This window comes from Cytobacillus dafuensis (assembly GCF_007995155.1).
GTDB lineage: Bacteria > Bacillota > Bacilli > Bacillales > Cytobacillaceae > Cytobacillus > Cytobacillus dafuensis.
This window is the reverse complement of the sequence record NZ_CP042593.1, coordinates 912,951-931,976: the sequence shown is the minus strand read 5'-3', so window position 1 is coordinate 931,976 and position 19,026 is coordinate 912,951. Positions and strand designations below refer to the sequence as shown.

General features: G+C 39.5%; 12 protein-coding genes. 2 read left to right on the top strand and 10 right to left on the bottom strand.

Features of this window, described 5'->3' with window-relative positions:
* Positions 1–5 precede the first annotated feature (5 nt).
* From FSZ17_RS04610 to FSZ17_RS04595, 4 genes are all read right to left on the bottom strand, one after another.
* Positions 6–1,418 carry a HAMP domain-containing sensor histidine kinase gene (locus FSZ17_RS04610; protein WP_057775892.1) on the bottom strand — a complete coding sequence of 471 codons (1,413 nt, stop codon included), beginning with the start codon at positions 1,416–1,418 and terminating at the stop codon, positions 6–8.
* Positions 1,402–2,082, bottom strand: a complete 681-nt coding sequence (locus tag FSZ17_RS04605; RefSeq protein ID WP_057775891.1) for a response regulator transcription factor — start codon at positions 2,080–2,082, stop codon at positions 1,402–1,404. Before FSZ17_RS04605 ends, FSZ17_RS04610 begins: the two co-directional genes overlap by 17 nt.
* A 251-nt stretch (positions 2,083–2,333) precedes the next feature.
* The gene (locus FSZ17_RS04600; RefSeq protein ID WP_057775890.1) at positions 2,334–2,915 is read right to left on the bottom strand and encodes a DJ-1/PfpI family protein; all 582 of its coding nucleotides are present in this window, start codon (positions 2,913–2,915) and stop codon (positions 2,334–2,336) included.
* 36 nt (positions 2,916–2,951) lie between these two features.
* Positions 2,952–3,356, bottom strand: coding sequence for a VOC family protein (locus FSZ17_RS04595; protein WP_057775889.1), 405 nt, complete (start codon positions 3,354–3,356; stop codon positions 2,952–2,954).
* 413 nt (positions 3,357–3,769) lie between these two features.
* Here FSZ17_RS04595 and FSZ17_RS04590 point away from each other — a divergent pair, with 413 nt between their 5' ends.
* Positions 3,770–4,123 carry a VOC family protein gene (locus FSZ17_RS04590; RefSeq protein ID WP_057775888.1) on the top strand — a complete coding sequence of 118 codons (354 nt, stop codon included), beginning with the start codon at positions 3,770–3,772 and terminating at the stop codon, positions 4,121–4,123.
* A gap of 259 nt (positions 4,124–4,382) precedes the next feature.
* On the opposite strand, the gene FSZ17_RS04585 is transcribed toward FSZ17_RS04590, so the two are convergent.
* Positions 4,383–8,735, bottom strand: a complete 4,353-nt coding sequence (locus tag FSZ17_RS04585) for a S8 family peptidase (protein ID WP_146846602.1) — start codon at positions 8,733–8,735, stop codon at positions 4,383–4,385.
* A gap of 166 nt (positions 8,736–8,901) precedes the next feature.
* Positions 8,902–13,257, bottom strand: coding sequence for a S8 family peptidase (locus FSZ17_RS04580; RefSeq protein ID WP_146846382.1), 4,356 nt, complete (start codon positions 13,255–13,257; stop codon positions 8,902–8,904).
* Positions 13,258–14,226: 969 nt separating this feature from the next.
* Between FSZ17_RS04580 and FSZ17_RS04575 the strand changes: the two genes are divergently transcribed.
* Positions 14,227–15,288 carry a hypothetical protein gene (locus tag FSZ17_RS04575; RefSeq protein WP_082625385.1) on the top strand — a complete coding sequence of 354 codons (1,062 nt, stop codon included), beginning with the start codon at positions 14,227–14,229 and terminating at the stop codon, positions 15,286–15,288.
* Positions 15,289–15,477: 189 nt separating this feature from the next.
* Here the strand turns inward: FSZ17_RS04575 and FSZ17_RS04570 are convergent, their stop codons facing one another.
* The 4 genes from FSZ17_RS04570 to FSZ17_RS04555 all read right to left on the bottom strand — a co-directional run bounded on the left by FSZ17_RS04570 (position 15,478) and on the right by FSZ17_RS04555 (position 18,573).
* On the bottom strand, positions 15,478–16,992 hold the full coding sequence (locus tag FSZ17_RS04570) for a succinyl-CoA:acetate CoA-transferase ScpC (RefSeq protein WP_057775887.1): 1,515 nt from the start codon (positions 16,990–16,992) through the stop codon (positions 15,478–15,480).
* A 130-nt stretch (positions 16,993–17,122) separates the two neighbouring features.
* Positions 17,123–17,767: a LytTR family DNA-binding domain-containing protein gene (locus FSZ17_RS04565; protein ID WP_057775886.1), complete on the bottom strand. Its 645-nt coding sequence runs from the start codon at positions 17,765–17,767 to the stop codon at positions 17,123–17,125.
* A gap of 142 nt (positions 17,768–17,909) precedes the next feature.
* Positions 17,910–18,299, bottom strand: coding sequence for a hypothetical protein (locus FSZ17_RS04560; protein ID WP_228460277.1), 390 nt, complete (start codon positions 18,297–18,299; stop codon positions 17,910–17,912).
* 76 nt (positions 18,300–18,375) lie between these two features.
* Entirely contained in the window at positions 18,376–18,573 is a 198-nt protein-coding gene (locus tag FSZ17_RS04555) for a hypothetical protein (protein WP_057775885.1), read from the bottom strand.
* Positions 18,574–19,026: the final 453 nt, after the last annotated feature.

Here is a 19,026-nt window from a genome sequence, read left to right as displayed (position 1 = left end):
AAATTTTACTTTGGCAGAATAATTCTAAATGTCGTTCCTTCTGAAGAGCTTGAAATTAGCAGGAGATCGCCTCCTAACGATTGGGCAATCATCTTGCTAAATGGCAAGCCCAATCCAAGCCCCCTTACTTTATACTTCTTCCCTTCTCCTCTAAAAAACCGTTCAAAGATAAGGTCTTGTTCCTCTACTGGTATTCCAGTACCCGTATCCTTTATATCAATTGTTATTTGATCCGATTGTTCAGCAACATTCACCATAATACTGCCATGACCTTCAATCGCATGTTTTGCATTATTAAGGAGATTTGTCATGATCTGCTGAAGCCGAATCGGATCTACATGTATCTCCCTGCTTTCATTAAGAAGAGTTACAGATAAATCAATTAGATCGTCATCCTGAACAATCTCCCACTGATGGATAGATTCAGCTAATAGTTCATTAATGTTACGTTTTTCTATTGTTACTGGAACAGCATTTGCTGCAAAGGTATTAAAAGCTAACAGGTCTTCCACCATTTTTTTCATTTTAGTTGTTTCGATTAAAGACAGCGCCAAAAATTCTTTTGCCTCTTCTCCTGTTACAACCTCATCATTCAATGCCTGCAGCAGCCCGCTGATCGAAGTGACCGGTGTTTTTAATTCATGTGTTACACCTGCTAATAATTCTGTTCGCAGTGTTTCAAGCTTTTGAAGACGTGTTGACATTTCCTTAAAAGAGTTAACGAGTTCATAGACTTCCTGCACTTTCATATCGTCAGGCAGATGTATATTATAATCACCTTCTTGAACCTGTTTGGCAGCTCTTGCGACTTCTTTTATTGGATTCGATAATCTTCTTGATAAGTAATAAACCGCTGCCCAGCCAAGAAGAGCAAGACCGATAATCATAATTGCTAATTGCCGATATTCTTGATTCACCCTAGTTAAATTATCTTCGGATTCAATAATGACAACCCAGCCTAAAAATATTGATTGTGTTTCAATTTCTTCTTTTACTACATAGAACTCCCGCTTTTCATCAAGCTTTAACTTTTGAACATTATCTTTATCTTCCAAAATAGCTTGAGGAAACTGCCGAAGCATTCGGTCTGATGGCCTGTTACTTGAGAGAATGGTTCCCATACTATCCACTATATATATTGAAGGGTCACTTTTATAATCCATAATCTGTCCTCGATCCAATAAGGATCCAGGAAGCTCATCTCTTGGAATTGGCCGGCCTTCACTAATATCAACGATGCGATTCGCCATTTCCTCTGCTAATAGTTTCGTCATGCTTAATCGATGCTGAAGCGTAGTATGCCTTATCCACATGGCAGAAATAATCGCTATGACAATAAGGCCTATACATAAGGTGAGTAAATAACGGCTCGTCCAAAATTTACTTAATGGTACTCTTTTATTATCTTTGGTATACACAAAATTGATACCCCAATCCCCTCAGTGTCTTTATTTCTCCTTCTGTCTCTGGCCATTTATGGAGTGACTTTCTTAATCTTTTTATCGCTAAATCAACCGCACGATCACTGCCTTCATATTCCCAACCCCATACATGCTCAATGAGTTGATCTCGAGTAAAGGTTTGATTTGGATGCTCCGATAGAAACATCAACAATGACAAATCACGTGGTGTAAGTTCAACTTCCACTCCACTAATCGTAACATGGTGAGCTTTAAGATCAATTTGCAATTGGCCAAAGCTTTTTTTCGGACCTTCGTTTATATCTGATCTTCTTAAAACAGCATTTACTCTTGCAACCACTTCATCAGCGATAAATGGTTTTGGTATATAATCATCTGCTCCGCCATTCAGGCCATTCAATCGATAATTCACATCACTGAGAGCAGTCAGCATAATAACAGGACATGTGCTCTTTTGACGAATCTCCTTTAATATAGCCCAGCCATCCTTCCCTGGCAGCATGACATCCAGCAATACCAAAGCAGGTTTAAACATATCGAATTTTTCAAGCGCTTCATTTCCATTAAAAGCCTGTACGATATCGAAATTCGCCTTTTGCAAATAAACTTTTAACACTTGGCTAATAGGAATCTCATCTTCAACAATTAATATCTTCTTCATCGCTTATCTCCCTGAAAAAGTAACTAATTTACCTTATTAAACACATCATACCTCTACACAATTAATCTTGTCTATTGCATTAACACTATCAGTACACTACTTCAGAAATGTGTAAAACATACCTAGCTTTCAAAAAACAAAAAAGAACATATATTATTCAAGACTAATAAATGTTCTTCATAATAATAGCTTTTCCTTAGTAGGATGCCTAAAACCTTTCTTTCTATGGATAACTCTGTAGAATGCTCAATTCAAAAATTCGAGTCCGCTTCCATGTAGTGATTTCTTTTTCCACGGTAAAAATCGATTGATTCGTCACTTACATCCCTGATCATCTTATTTAACTGAATCCCAAAATCTACATAGGCATGCCCTTGCGCAGTTAAGATACTTTTTTCTCTTACCAGCGGTTCATAACAATACTTTTCTTCATCAAAACAGCTTAAAAATTTCCTTTGTTCTTTAGATAAAGTCACAGTATATGGAATATCCTTTAAAACTCCTGCTTTGGCTAAAACATATACTCCACTGCATATTGCTCCAATCACTTTCCCTAAGTCCGCAAAGCTTCTAACCCATTCAAATAATTCATTTGCATACGCTATTGGTCGTAAGTCTCCCCCAGGAATGATGAGAACATCATATTCTGAATGAAGGGCTTCTTTTATTGTCAAATCAGGAATTGTATTCAATCCTGCTTCAGATTTACAAGGACTCTTCTCTAAAGCCATTGTATATAAATCATGTGTATCCCTTAACATAGAGATCGCTGTCGCTATTTCAAATTCACAATAACCTTCAAACAATAATAATAATGCTTTTTTTCTATTCATAATAGAGGCTCCTTTTTTATTCAAAGGACGATCCTTTTAACTTATTTTGATCGGTAAAGTAAGCTGCCAAGAAACGCCGAACTTATCGTTAATCCATCCAAATTTCTTACTAAAGCCATAGTTATCTAATGGCATTAGAACTCTACCGCCTTCAGATAGACTTCCATATAGTCGATCGATTTCCTCTTCATTATCACATGTGATAAACAAGGAAAACGAAGGTGTAAACGTAAATTCATGCTTAACATAACTATCAATGCACATAAATTCTTGTCCTTTTAATGAAAAGGTTGCATTCAAAACGCTTCCCTCTTTGCCTGCTTGATTAGGACCATAACGTATAATACTCGTTATAGATGAATCCTCTATTAAAGAAGTGTAATAATTCATCGCTTCTTCTGCATTTCCTTCGAACATCAAGAATGGCGTTATTTTTTCCATTGTGTATTACCTCCAAAATTTTTTCTTCTCTGTTTTTTCTATTATGTAGTTTCAATTCGATATTTTTGAAATATTTCCATTCAGCTACCACTTTTTCAATATAGCTTCTAAGGCATATTCCTATAAATATAATACCCTTAAATTAATACTAGTTTCCCATTTTTTAAAATAATCGTGGAAAAGTGGAAACAAAGCTTCGTTAGTTTCCAAATTTAAAGATATTCGTAAAAAAGGTGGAAACAAAAGACTAATAGTTTCCCATTTTTTTAAAATAATCGTGGAAAAGTGGAAACAAAACTTCATTAGTTTCCAAATTTAAAGATATTCGCAAAAAAGGTGGAAACATAGAGGTGAATTCCAACATTTGTTGAATACTAATTGTAATTACAGATTTTAGGAAAGAAGGGATTAGAATGGGACGAGTAATTGGATTCGAACTAAGCAGTCAAGAGCCTGAAAAAGCAGCGGAATTTTACTCAAAGGTTTTTGGTTGGGATGTTGCTGAGCCTCATTGGGATTATTGGGCAGTTACGACTGGGAAGGATGATAAACCCGGAATAAACGGCGGAATTGGAAAAGGGCCCAGTGATTTCCCTTTTGGCACGCGTATTCAAATTGAAGTTGATTCAATGGATGAAGCAATCTTGAAGGCAAAAGAGAATGGTGCGATGATCGTACGAGATAAGATGGAGTTTGATGACTTTTACCTTGCATTCTTGGTAGACCCTGTAGGACTTGGAATCGGTCTTATTGAAATGAAAAAATAAGCAAAAAGCCAAAAAGAGGCTGTCTTAAAACTCTGCCCGTTAATGCGGGATAAAGGTGATCCGCCTAAAAAAGGGGAACAAGGCGATTTGAAATCGAATCGAAAGTCAAATTTAAAAAAGCCGGGATTGGCAAATGGAAACATCCATCAACCAATCACCGGCTATATTTGTTTTAGAGTCCTCATTTCACCTTACCCATTTAGGATATAAATGAAAGGTGAATCTATGGTCTACTCTTCTATTTTATTCAAGCCATGATTTAGTTAGGTTTTACGTTGACATACACTTTACCGGCAGCTTTTTGACGAGATTCATTTCCGTAATCGTCTCTCATTACCACTTCAATCTCAGCACCGTTGACCTTTCCTTTTGGTGCCTTCCAGGTACCAACATAGTGACCTTCTCCTTGCTCTATTAACACTATTTCAGAAGTAGTGGCGGTTGCGGTTGCATAGGTTGAAGTTGCACGGACCGAGAAGAAACCACTAATTCCTGGCTCACTATCTAATTTGATGGTCAATGTGTCACCCTGTTTTATCACCACATTTTGAGCGGGTTGTAAGTTTTCAATCGCAGGTGGATTAAACTTGGCGTAAACAGTGACTTCCTTGCTAGTTTCATTTCCAGCGCGGTCCTTAGCAGTGACAGTAAATTTGTTTTCTCCATTATTGAGTAGTACATCTATGGAGTAGGAGCCATCTTCTGCAACATTCGCTTTTTGACCATTTGCGGTGACTGCTGCTAGATATGGATCAGTTGCTTTTCCTTCGATCGTAACCGATTTCTGATTGGTTTTGAAGCCTTCAGCAGGTTTGATGATAGTTAGTTCTGGTTTTTCTTGGTCAAGGATGATCTTCACTGGCTCGGACGGATACGTACTGCCTCGAACGGTAGAAGAGGTAGCAGTCAGTACGTTTTCTCCGTTTTGGAGAGTCACATCTACAGTGAAGGTGCCATCCTTTCTGGCTGGTGTGGTAGCCACTTCTTCGCCTTTATTGAACAGATTAACCTGGGTAGTAGGTGTAGCTTTTCCTTCTACCGTAATAGTAGATTGATTGGTGTAGGCTGCATCTTTAGGCGTTGTGATTACTGGAGTCATCGCTTCAAAGTCTACCCGTGCCCGAATCATCATATTTCCATCCTCTTTAGGGGATTGGGACCAACTTCCGTTATTCAGTTGCCAGCTATGACCTGCGCTTCGACTGCTTTTATCAGCAGCGAGTGCTGGTGTATACGGGTAAGCGTTTTGTTGGATATAAACCATATAGAAGTCGCCGTTTACCACGACTCCTTCGCTTTTCAGATCAACAACTGTCCATTGCCCGTTCTTTAGTGCAGTCGCATTAAATGGCCCCGCCACTTTTTTACCAGGAGCACCATTCGGTCCACTAGCATCATAGATGGCAACCTGAAAGGCTGTTCCACCTGGAACCGGCCATGTGTCATCCCAGAGACGGAAGAGACCAGCGGTGATTAAGGCTCTATTTTTGCCTTCAGGTAGAGACATTTTTACAGCCCAACCATTTCCAGTAGTATTCCAAGCGCGAGCGTCTTCTTCGGTACCATCATCATAGCCAATCTCACCAGGATAGCCGATAAATGGTTGTAACGGAATGTTTTGTTCGATATTTCCGTTTGCTGGGATGGTGATCGTGATATCTTGGCGCTGATAGAAAGGCGCCGATACATGTAAGGTATAGGTTCCTTCATAGGCAGTGATGGAGAAGCGTCCGTTTTCATCTGTTTGTATAGGTTGAATTAGCGCGTCTTCGATCAGAGAGAGTGTTGCGTTAGCGAGCGGCTGACCTGTTTGCTTGTTTGTGACCGTTCCTCTAACCGTTCCTTGCGGCATCGGGTTTAAGGTAAAGTTGGCTTCTACTGTACCATCGGCAGGAATATTCACTCGTTGATCTGTAGAGTAATATCCATATGTTTCAGCACGTAAGGTGAACTCACCAGCAGGATGAATCATACCATAGCTACCATCAGCTGGGCTGGTGATCACAGAACGTCCGGATTCGAGCACGCTCACTGTAGCTCCAAGCGGCAGGGACATGGGTTGGACTGCTGCCTGTGTGATCGTGGCGGTAGGTGCCATCACGTTTTGTATTTCTGTTGGTTTGATTGCTTCCGGGTTGACTGCTTTTTTATTGGTTTGTGGCTCATTTTCCAATTGTCTAGCTAGCAGCTTTTCTTGTTGTACATCTTCTAGTTCTATATTGGCTGTGGTAAGTGGTGTATTGCTTAAGGCGACATCATCGATATACCAACCTGCTTTCACGTTAGTAAAGTTTGTGCTGACGTTAAAGGCGATATAGATTCGTTGACCCGCATAGGCGGATAGATCGATTTGGCGCTCCGTCCATGTCTGAGAATCACCAGTAAAGCGGGACAGCTGTTCCCAGTTTTGTTGGTCTGTCGATACAAGCACATGACCATAGTCGTAGCTTTCAATTTGATACCAATCTTTAAATTGCAGATAGGCGTTACCTTCAGGCAGGACGATGGGAGGCATCATCAAGCTCATATTGGCAAAGTTGTCATAGTAACCTTTTAAATTGGTTCCGTACACTTTTTCACCAGAAGCAGCCTTTCCTGGTCCATAGGCAAAGGCAGGCACTCCCCACTCCCAAGTGTTTTTGGTACCGTAGGAGATCCAACCATTTGGTTGAGATTCAAAATCTTGATAGTAACCGGTGCTTATTCCAGGGCTGACTGGTACTACGTAATCGTCAGAAGTAACCACGTTTTGCCCATAGTCCTTGATGCGCCAATGATAGGTAAGGGTTGGGACCTGTACGGCATCAGCCGGAATCACGGCTTGGTACGTTCCGCTCTTATAGTCACCTGCGGTACGAGTTGCCGCTAATGTTTGCCATTCGGCAGTTTCGCTTGCACGGTATTGCAGCTCTACACTGATTACACTGACATTGTCTTGTACTTGAACAGTAAGAGGTAATGTCATATTCGAATATGTTTCCGTTAGAGCGGTATGCTGATAAGTTGGATTTTCAGTATCTTGACCTTCACGAACCACTTGTCCCTGAACTCGGCCTTTTCCGCTGACAATGGAGGAGACAGCGTCATAGGCGTTAACTAGACCATGACCATAACCAGTGTTTGGTGAAGTTGGATAGAGTGAGTCAGTTAATGGGATTGCCGTATCAAATAAAATTTGTTCAATTTGATCAACGGTAAGAGAGGCGTTCGCCTGTTTTATCAAGGCAACAATCCCAGAAACGTGTGGTGCAGCCATCGAAGTTCCGTCCTTGGTTCCATAGCTGCTACCTGGTAATGCAGAACGAATGTTTGCACCTGGGGCGGAAATATCTGGCTTCACTTCTCCGTATGGCGAAGGACCGCGTGCGGAGAAAGAAGCAAGCTGATTATTACTATTCGTTGCGCCAGTAGCGAACGATTCTGGATAGGTGCCTGGGATAGAGATGCTTCCATTAGTCGGACCGGCATTTCCAGCAGAGAACGAAGGGAAAATTTCAGCTGCACGCCAGTTTTGCACCATTGGGCGATACCAGTCATCTTTTCCTGCTCCACCACCCCAGGAGTTGTTCACTACGTCAGGTGCTTTTTCTGGATGCGGGTTGCCCTCAGCATCTTTTGGAGCTAAAATCCATTCTCCAGCTTCCAGCAGATCAACTTGGGTTCCACTAGTCGTGGTAAAGGCTTTTACAGCAATCCATTTTGCACCTGGAGCCACACCGATTTGGTTCGTGCCATTAGGCTCAGAGCCCACCATTGTTCCTGTGACGTGGGTACCATGGCCAACGTTATCATTAGGTGCAGCTTGTCCAGAAACAGCGTCAAACCAGTTGTAAGTGTTATCAGGTTGATCTGGATTGGCTGGATTGTAACCCCGATACTTTTCTTTTAAAGCAGGGTGATCCCACTGAACTCCTGTATCGATACTAGCGACTACAATTCCTGTACCATCAATACCTGTATTTTTCCAGACTTGTGGTGCCTCGATTCGTGCAATATTCCATTCGATTGAAGTTGTATCTGCTGAGGTATCAGCTGTTGGTTGGATGGATGTTTCACTGCTTTCATTTGAGCTCAGCTGTACCGTTTCGTTTGGCAGGATTTTTTCGACTTCAGGGAAAGCAGCAAGCTTGTCCATCACTTGTTTGTTTCCTGTTACTGCCATGCCATTGACGATATAGAAGGATTGAAACTCTTCGACATTTCCCTTCTTTTTTTCTTGATCCAGATAGGTTTTGATCGAGTATTGAGTTTCGCTAGCTTTAGCGCGAAGGGAAGAAACGACAGCAGAGCGTTTCATCAATTTAGTTTTGGCAGCAGTTTGTTTTTGATCCTTAGCTTTTTTAGCTGTTTCGGTAGCAACTTTGTTTGTATCCACTTGATCTTTTAATTTTAATAAAAATGTAACCGTTTCATTCTTATTAAACTGATCGTTCAGTTTTTTATCTATCTTTGTTTCCACATTGTTAGATACTGCCTCAGAACTTTCATGAAGAGAAATACTTGCATCGGAGTTGGAATTAGCCAAAGCGAACTGAGGTAAAAAAGTAGATAACAACAATAATGCACATAAAATAAAACTAAATGCGACCTGGCCATGTCTTTTCCTTTTTATCAATTTGAATCCTCCCTAAATTTGCTGGCATTAAAATTTGCGTTACAGAGCTGTATTTTTTTATTGAAGATGGCCACCAACTGTTGTAGATGGCCACCAACTTGCTTTATTTTATAAATGTTTTTTACATTGAAACTATCAATCAATCAATCAATCAATCAAAGATTTATTTAGGTTTTACGTTGACATACACTTTACCAGTGGCTATTTGACGAGATTCGTTTCCGTAATCGTCTCTCATCACCAATTCAATCTCAGCACCACTGAACTTTTCTTTTGGTGCCGTCCAGGTACCAACATAATGACCTTCTCCTTGCTCTATTAACACTATTTCAGCAGAAGAAGTGGCGGTGGCGGTTGCATAGGCTGAAGGTAAGCGGATCAAGAAGGAACCGCTAATTCCTGGCTCACTATCTAGTTCGACGGTTAACTTATCACCTGTTTTTATCACCACATTTTGAGCGGGTTTTAAGTTTTTGATCGCAGGTGGATTAAACTTGGCGTAAACAGTGACTTCCTTGCTAGTTTCATTTCCAGCGCGGTCCTTAGCAGTGACAGTAAATTTGTTTTCTCCATTATTAAGTAGTACATCTATGGAGTAGGAGCCATTTTCTGCAACATTCGCTTTTTGACCATTTGCGGTGACTTCTGCTAGATATGGATCAGTTGCTTTTCCTTCGATCGTAACCGCTTTCTGATTCATCTTGAAGCCTTCAGCAGGTTTGGTGATGGTTAGTTCTGGTTTTGCCTGGTCAAGGATGATCTTCACTGGCTCAGACGGATCCGTACTACCTCGATCGGTAGAAGAGGTAGCTGTCAGCACGTTTTCTCCGTTTTGGAGAGGCACATTTACAGAGAAGGTGCCATCCTCTCTGGTTTGTGCGGCAGCCATTTCTTCACCATTATTAAAGAGATGAACTAGGGCAGTAGGTGAAGCTTTTCCTTCTACTGTGAAAGTAGGTTGATTGGTGTAGGCTTCATCTTTAGGTGTTGTAATCACTGGAGTCATCGCTTCAAAGTCTACCCGCGCCCGAATCATAACGTTTCCGTATTTTTCAGGGGATTTGGACCAAACTCCGTTATACAGTTGCCAGCTATGACCTGCGTATGGACTGCTTGAATCAGAAGCAAGTGCTGGTACATATGGAGAGGACTTTGATTGGATATAGACCATATAGAAGTCGTCGTTTACTATGACTCCTTCGCTTTTCAGATCGACAACTGTCCATTCTCCACTCCTTAGTGCAGTCGCATTCAACGGACCTGCCAATTTTCTACCAGGTGCACCATTCGGTCCACTAGCATCATAGATGGCAACCTTAAAGGCTGGATATGAGTTATCCCCAAGGCGGAAGAGACCAGCGGTGATTAAGGCGCTATCTTTGCCTTCAGGTAGAGACATTTTTACACCCCAACCCCAACCATAATCATTTCCAACAGTCTGCCAAATGAGAGATTCTTCTTCGGTACCATCATCATAGCCGATCTCATTAGAATAGCCGACAAATGGTTGTAACGGAATGTTTTGTTCGATATTTCCGTTTGCTGGGATGGTGATCGTGATATCTTGGCCGTAATAGAGAGGCTTGAATACATGTAAGGTATACGTTCCTTCATAGGCAGTGATGGAGAAGCGTCCGTTTTCATCTGTTTGTACAGGTTGAATGAGCGCGTCTTCGATCAGAGAGAGTGTTGCGTTAGCGAGCGGCTGACCTGTTTGCTTGTTTATGACCGTTCCGTTAATAGTTCCTTTCGGGATCGGTTTTAAGGTAAAGTTAGCTTCTACTGTACCATCGGCAGGAATATTTACCCGTTGATCTGTAGAGTAATACCCATATGATGTTTCAGCACGTAAGGTGAATTCACCAGCAGGATGAATCATACCATAGCTGCCATCAACTGGGTTGGTGGTCACAGAACGTCCGGATTCGAGCACGCTCACTGTAGCTCCAAGTGGCATGGACATTGGTTGGACTGCTGCCTGTGTGATCGTGGCGGTAGGTGCCATCACGTTTTGTATTTCTGTTGGTTTGATTGCTTCCGGGTTGACTGCTTTTTTATTGGTTTGTAGCTCATTTTCCATGTGTCTAGCTAGCAGCTTTTGTTGTTGTACATCTTCTATTTCTACATTGGCTGTGGTAAGTGGTGTATTGCTTAAGGCTACATCATCGATATACCAACCTGCTTTTGTGCCAGTAGAATTTGTGGTGACGTTAAAGGCGATATAGATTCGTTGACCAGCATATGCTGATAAATCGATTCGGCGTTCAATCCATGTGTTAGAGCTAAGAGTGGTGCTGTACAGCTGTTGCCAGTTTTGTTTGTCTGTCGATACAAGCACCTGACCATAGTCGTAGTTTGCAATGGAATACCAGTCTTTAAATTGCAGATAGGCGTTACCTTCAGGCAGGACGATGGGAGGCATCATCAAGCTCATATTGGCATTGTTGTCATAGTAACCTTTTAAATTGGTTCCGTACACTTTTTCACCAGAAGCAGCTATTCCTGGTCCATAAGCAAAGCTAGGTACTCCCCACTCCCAAGTGTTTTGGGTACCGTAGGAGATCCAACCATTTGGTTGAGATTCAAAATCTTGATAGTAACCGGTGCTTATTCCAGTGCTGACTGGTACTACGTAATCGTCAGAAGTAACCGCGTTTTGTCCATAGTCCGTGATGCGCCAATGATAGGTAAGGGTTGGGACCTGTACGGCATCATCCGGAATCACGGCTTGGTACGTTCCGCTCTTATAGTCACCTGCGGTACGAGTTGCTGCTACTGTTTGCCATTCGGCAGTTTCGCTTGCACGGTATTGTAGCTCTACACTGTCTATCCTGAAATTGTCTTGTACTTGAACAGTAAGAGGTAATACCACATTCGAATATGTTTCCGTTGGAGCGGTATGCTGATATGTTGGATTCTCAGTATCTTGATCTTCGCTAACCACTTGTCCCTGAACTTGGCCTAGTCCGCTGATTATGGAGGAGACAGCGTTATAGGCGTTCACTAGACCATGACCATAACCATTGTTTGGTGAAGTTGGATAGAGTGAGTCAGTTAATGGGATTGCCGTATCCAATAAAATTTGTTCCATTTCATCAACGGTAAGAGAGGCATTCGCCTGCTTCATCAAAGCAACAACTCCTGCAACTTGTGGTGCAGCCATATAAGTTCCATTCTCATTGACTTTATAGCTGCTGCCTGGTACGGAAGAGCGGATGTTTGCACCTGGGGCGGAAATATCTGGCTTCACTTCTCCATATGTCGAAGGACCGCGTGAAGACCAAGAAACAACTCGATTATTACTATCCGTTGCGCCAATAGCGAAGGATTCCGGATAATTGGCTGGGTTGGAGATGCTTCCAGCTTTTGGACCGTAATTTCCAGCAGCGAACGCAGGGAAAATCTCAGCTGCAAGCCAGTTTTGCACCATTGGGCGGAACCATTCATCGGTTCCTGGTGGAAGACCCCAAGAGTTGACCACTACGTCAGGTGCTTTTTCTGGATGTGGATTGCCCTCAGCATCTTTTGGAGCTAAAATCCATTCTCCAGCTTCCAGTAGATCAACTTGGGTTCCACTAGTCGGGGTAAAGGCTTTTACAGCAATCCATTTTGCACCTGGAGCCACACCGATTTGGTTCGTGCCATTAGGCTCAGAACCCACCATTGTTCCTATGACGTGGGTACCACGGCCACCGCTATCATTAGGTGCAGCTTGTCCAGAAACAGCGTCAAACCAGTTGTAAGTGTTATCAGGTTGATCTGGATTGGCTGGGTTGTAACCCCGATACTTTTCTTTTAAAGCAGGGTGATTCCACTGGACTCCTGAATCGATACTAGCGACTACAGTTCCCGTACCATCAATGCCCATATTCCATGCTTGTGGTGCGTCGATTTTTGCAATATTCCATTCGATTGAAGTGGTGTCCGCTTGGGTATCAGCTGTTGGTTGGATGGATGTTTCACTGCTTTCATTTGAGCTCAGCTGTACCGTTTCGTTTGGCAGGATTTTTTCGACTTCAGGGAAGGTAGCAAGCTTCTCCATCACTTCTTTGGTTCCTGTTACCGCCATGCCATTGACGATATAGAAGGATTGAAACTCTTCGACATTTCCCTTCTTTTTTTCTTGATCCAGATAGGTTTTGATCGAGTATTGAGTTTCGCTAGCTTTAGCGCGAAGGGAAGAAACGACAGCAGAGCGTTTCATCAATTCGGTTTTGGCAGCAGTTTGTTTTTGATCTTTAGCTTTTTTAGCTGTTTCGGTGGCTACATTTTTTGTATCCACTTGATCTTTTAATTTTAATAAAAATGTAACCGTTTCCTTCTTACTAAACTGATCATTCAGTTTTTTATCTACCTTTGCTTTCACGTTTTTAGATGCTACATCAGAATTTTCAAGCAGAGAAATACTTGCTTTGGAGTTGGAATTAGCAAAGGTGAGTTGAGGTAAAAAAGTAGAGACGAGTAACAACATGCATAAAATTAAGTTAACTGCAACAAGACCATGTCTGTTCCTTTTCATCAATTCGACTCCTTTTTTGAAATTTTCTTACATTGAGACTTGAGATTCAGTGTTATATTTTTTATTTTTGCAGATGAACACCAACCTTCTATTTATGGATAGATTTAATCTTTCTTTGACCTTTTCTCTCTTTTCCCCCTTGTATGATAATGAATACAACTCGAAGTGTACATTCCCCTTAAAAAATAGTAAATTGGGGGATTTCACTATGAAACAATTAATATTTTTTTAATACTTTTATACTAAAAAATGTCATTTTAGCCATATTTTTTAAAAAATTTCGACTATTCGTTAGAAGGAATGTTGAAATTTTTGTCTAAATTTTTCAGTTTTTCATTAAAAAGATTGTCATTTAAACAAAGTTAAAATAGAATTTCAAGTTATTATCAGGAAAAATATTTTTTTATGGTTTTGTCGAAATCAATATTTTTAGTGGCGTATTTTCTCTTAAAATGGGGGAAATATATACAATTAATAGAATTTTACGAAAACAAGAAAAAACAATTGATTAAAATGTGTATATAGAACTAAAAACGATATGGTATATTCGACATTTATTCATTATGTAGAAATATAATATTACGATTTGGTATAGTACTTTTGTTTTATGCAGGCATAGAACCAATAACAACAAGAGTTACATCCTATGTTTAATTTTCAGAAGAAGAGAAATGTGGGATGATAGGGATAATTAGGGTATGTTTCTGAATATTGAATAAATATTGAATAAAATTATTAATGTATAACTGCTGGCTTGGCTAGAATTTTATTGTTATCGATATTAAATAGGGGGACTTTGGTTATGTATGAGGGGAAAATCATTAAGTTTTATCGAGAAAAAAAAAACTCACCCAAGAACAATTAGGAAAAGATATATGTTCAACATCTCATATTAGTAAAATAGAGTGTGCCCAAACAACTTACGCTACAGAAATTACCAATTTATTATGTAAACGACTTGAGATTAATATGGAAGAAGAGTTAACTAAACTTACGAATATCAAACAAAAATTACTGTATTGGCAAGAAACGATTATTATGCAGCTTTATAATGAAATGGATCAAATTAATAGTGAGCTAGAGTATGAGGAATTATTAGAAATTTCGAAATATGTATACATGTATCAATTACTCCGAGCTAGGTATTTGCTTATGTATCATAAGTCAAATGAGGCATTTAAAATCCTCAAAAATATTCAAAGAAAATTAAATAGACTCTCACCTTATGAAACCAATTTATTAATGCATACATTTGGTATTTATTATTTAGAAAAACAAGATTATATAAGTGCAATACAATCGTTTAAATCAATTCAAATTACTGTTTATAATAACCCGGAATATTATTATCATCTTGCAGTTGCCTATCACACGACACAATCACCTATGCTAGCCTATTATTATGCCGAAAAGGCACATCAATATTTTAAGAACATAAATAACTATCTTAGAGTCATTGATGCAGAGATGCTAATGCTTATTCAAGTAAAAAATGACTTCAGTACAGATGATGAAATTATTAAACGATTAAAAAATTTAATTAAGAGTTGTGAATTATGTAGTGCCCTTGATCGGAAAGCAAGAGTATTGCATAATCTTGCATTTGAATATTTACGAAGGTCTAACTATGAGCTAGCAAGTATTTATTATAAGGAATCGATGGCAATAACAGATCCAGTATCGAATTCCTATTTACTTTCTTTAGAGGGGTATATTCGAAGTTCATTAGAAGGAGGGCTTTTACCAAAAAATGAACTTATTCTACTTGCTGAAAATGGGTTTACGATTGCAAAAAAGATGAATTCATTATTATATATTCATCTTTTTAAACTCCTTATCTATTTATTAAAATGTAAAGAGAAAGAATATCATCAATATTTAGTCGATAAAGCATTACCAATGTTCAGCAAAAATGGATTTTATTATTTAATTGAACGCTCGAATAAAGAATTATTTAATTATTATTCCACGATGAGATTAAATGATCAGGCAATGGAAATTGCGAAATTACTCATAAAAAAGTTAATATAAAGAACACTCGTCGACTGGCTAGCATTTTAAGGCCAAGATTTAAGGCATAGTTGCACTTATACTTAATAGACCACTTCTCCTTAGAAATCAAACGAAAAGTGGTCTCATAGATACCTTTGAGACCACTCCTTAAACAAATTAATGGGCTGTATAAACCCATTAATTACACTTTATTTGAAATAATATATTTTAAACCGTAACTGGTACAGCTTTTAACATCGTCCCATTCTTAGCAAAATCCGTATGCCATGAAAGAGCTTTTTCCAAAACATGAGGAGTTTGTCCACCTCTTGTTAATGCTTCTTGATAATATTCACGAAGCTGGTCACGGTACATTGGATGAGCACAATTTTCAATAATTAGTTCTACGCGCTGTCTTGGTGCTAGTCCTCGCAGGTCTGCGTAGCCCTGCTCCGTAACAATCACGTCCACATCATGTTCAGTATGATCCACATGTGATACAAATGGGACTATGCTTGAGATTTTACCGTCTTTAGCAATTGATTTCGTGACAAAAATCGCAAGACGTGCGTTCCTTGCAAAATCACCCGAGCCACCGATGCCATTCATCATTTTCGTACCTAATACATGTGTAGAGTTCACATTTCCATAAATATCAAGCTCTAATGCCGTATTGATAGAAATCAAACCAAGACGACGAATGATCTCAGGATGATTCGAAATTTCCTGAGGTCTCATCAATAAACGATCACGATATTGATTAAAGTTTGAGAATACTTTCTTCATTTTATCATCGGATAAAGTGATAGAGCAGCATGAGGCAAAGCTAACTTTCCCTGCATCCATTAAGTCAAACACCGCATCCTGCAACACTTCAGAATAAACCTCTAAATCTTCAAACTCTGAATCTAGCATACCATGAAGAACAGCATTGGCTACTGATCCAATTCCTGACTGCAGTGGAGCAAGCTTTTCCGTCAATCTTCCCGCTTCAATCTCTTTTCGCAAAAAGGACAATAAGTGCTGAGCCATAATCTTTGTTTCTTCATCAGGAGGTACAATCGTAGATGGCGAATCCTCTTGATTCGTAAAAACAATTCCTTTTATTTTTTCTACATCTACTATTATTCCCTTCGTACCGATTCGATCGGCCACTTTCGTTAGAGGAATAGGATCCCTTTCTCCTTGCTTATCAGGATCATACAAATCATGTAAGCCTTCTAGCTCTGTAGATTGTGCAAGATTAATTTCAACAATAATGGCTTTTGCATGCTGCGCAAAGGTTAATGAATTCCCAATTGAAGTGGTCGGGATGATCATGCCATCCTCGGTTATAGAAACCGCTTCCAAAATTGCGAAATCAATTGGTTCCATCACATTGGCACGCACTAGCTCAGCCGTATGAGATAAATGCTGGTCGACAAATAAGAAGTCCCCTTGGTTAATCCCTCTTCTCATCGTCGGATCTGCTTGGAAAGGCAGCCTTTTATTAATAATCCCCACTTCAGCAAATAATTTATCAACGTCTGAACCTAAAGAAGCACCTGTGTAGACATTCACTTTAAAGGATTCTGTCTTTGCCCTTTCAACTAACGCAAATGGTACCGCTTTCACGTCCCCCGCACGTGTAAAGCCGCTTAACCCCAAGGTCATTCCGTCTTGAATCCATGAACCAGCTTCTTCAGGTGTGACAACTCGATCAAGCAAGCGCTGGTCTCTAATCCGTTCAAACCCCTTTTTCATTCCCCATCCCACTCCCATTCATGAAATTATTATCATTTTACCTATGAAAAAATAGGAAATAGGAGTTTTAGGATTAAATTATAGGAAATTCCGATAAGCTACCACATTTTCTATATAAAACAGAATATTTCTAAAATCCTAATAGTTTTCGAAAATAACTTGAATAAGATTGGCTAACTGCTAACTGAGCACCATTATCCATAACAAGTAAAAAAGTTGAATGAGTATCAGGATATATCTCCTTTATATGGTTGACATTCACGATAAAAGATCGGTGGCAACGAATAAAAGAATCCTTTGGCAGCAAATACTCAAATTCCTGAAGCGAGAATTTATGTGTACCTGAGTACCCCTCCGTATGGACAAAGGTTTTCTTATCCTTTGCCTCTAAATACACAACATTCGAAAAGGGAATCGGCCTCCAGCCATCATGGCTTCTCACGGTAACGACCGACTTTCCATCTGTTAATGCAGGATAAATTGCAGTGACACATCCTTCTAAAAAACCATTATTATGAAAAGGTACAGCCATGCCATGATAAGGAACCCCAAATACATCACGATCGATAAACTCAGATACCTTTTGTCCAGTGGCGATCGCCTTATACGCAATCGTTCCTTCCTTTAAAGGATCACCAGCCTTAATTTTTAAATCGACACGTTTACTTGGGCGATAATAAACGTATTCCTTCTTATTAGAAACCGCAATAGAAATTTCATCTGAAAATAATTCACCGACAACATCTAAAATTGATATTACTGAAATACTTTCCATTTTCTAACTCCATTCAGATGTAGAAGATTATAATATTATTTTAATATTATAACATTTATTAATAGGGAATCTATTTTATTAAGCTGTAATTGCAAAGCAACTAAAAAAAGCCCTTATAGGCTCCTAGAATGATCTTTCAATATTATTTAGACTCTAAATGTTTTACATAGATTGCTTGAGTTGTATTAATTGTTTTGCAGCCTTCTAAATCTTCATCCTTTAAAAGTCCAAGACTCAATGCGGATTTTATTTTTGCTTCGTCTGGTTTCTTCTGAATAAGGTCCGTCAAATTCAATTCCTCTAATCTATGGACAGTAGCTTCCTGTTCATATTTTTCAGTGGTTCTCACTTGCCTTTGCAGCTTGTAATCACTTATGATCATTTCACCTTTAGTATTTTTTCCAATGGTAATGTCGAAATATTGATTGAAAACCTTCTTCAACTCATCTAATTGGGATTCAATCTCTTTTTTCTTAAAATTTAACTCATTGTAATGAACCAGCATTTCTCTTGTAATCAGTGAATTGCTCAATCCTTATCCTCTCCATTCCTCCCTTTCTACTAAATCATATTATGAAATGCCAGCAGTTATTCCCTTCTTTTCAAGTCTAATCACTATTACTCACAACTTCTTGATTATATATTTCATGTAACACTAAAAGTCCTATTCGATCCCATTTGTCTCCACTTATATTTGACTCGCTAGATACTTGCTCCCCGCTATTCTTTTCATTTTCTGATTGAATATGTTGAGGAGCCACTTCATTTTTCACCTTCTGGAATAACCTTGGTTTCTTTCCCCGCATATTCATCTCCCTATAGGTTCATATAAAGTATCCTATTTTCATAGGAGGAAAAAGATTGGACATTTCCAACCCCCCTCGCGCTAGTGCCCACCTCTACCTATTCGCTTTCCAATTTTGAAAAGCAAAATGTAGTTCCAACCACCCTTTCTCGCTATGAAGAGAATAGGGGGATTTGGGAAGGGACCCAAATAATAAGGCAGAATCGGAACCGAAACGGACAAGCTATAACGCTGTTATCAACGTTTTAACAGTTCTGACCGGCTGATATTGTTCAGTATCGTACTAAAAACCTCTTAATACATGGTGCAGAAAGGCGGACGTGAGAACTATCCAAAGCCTTTCTACAATTGAATTAGACAAGTACTGAAACAAAGACACGAAGGTTCCTGTACAGAAGAACGGGCTGAGGAACGTTCTAGGTAGTCATTCCATTTATGGTTGGTGATCAGGTAA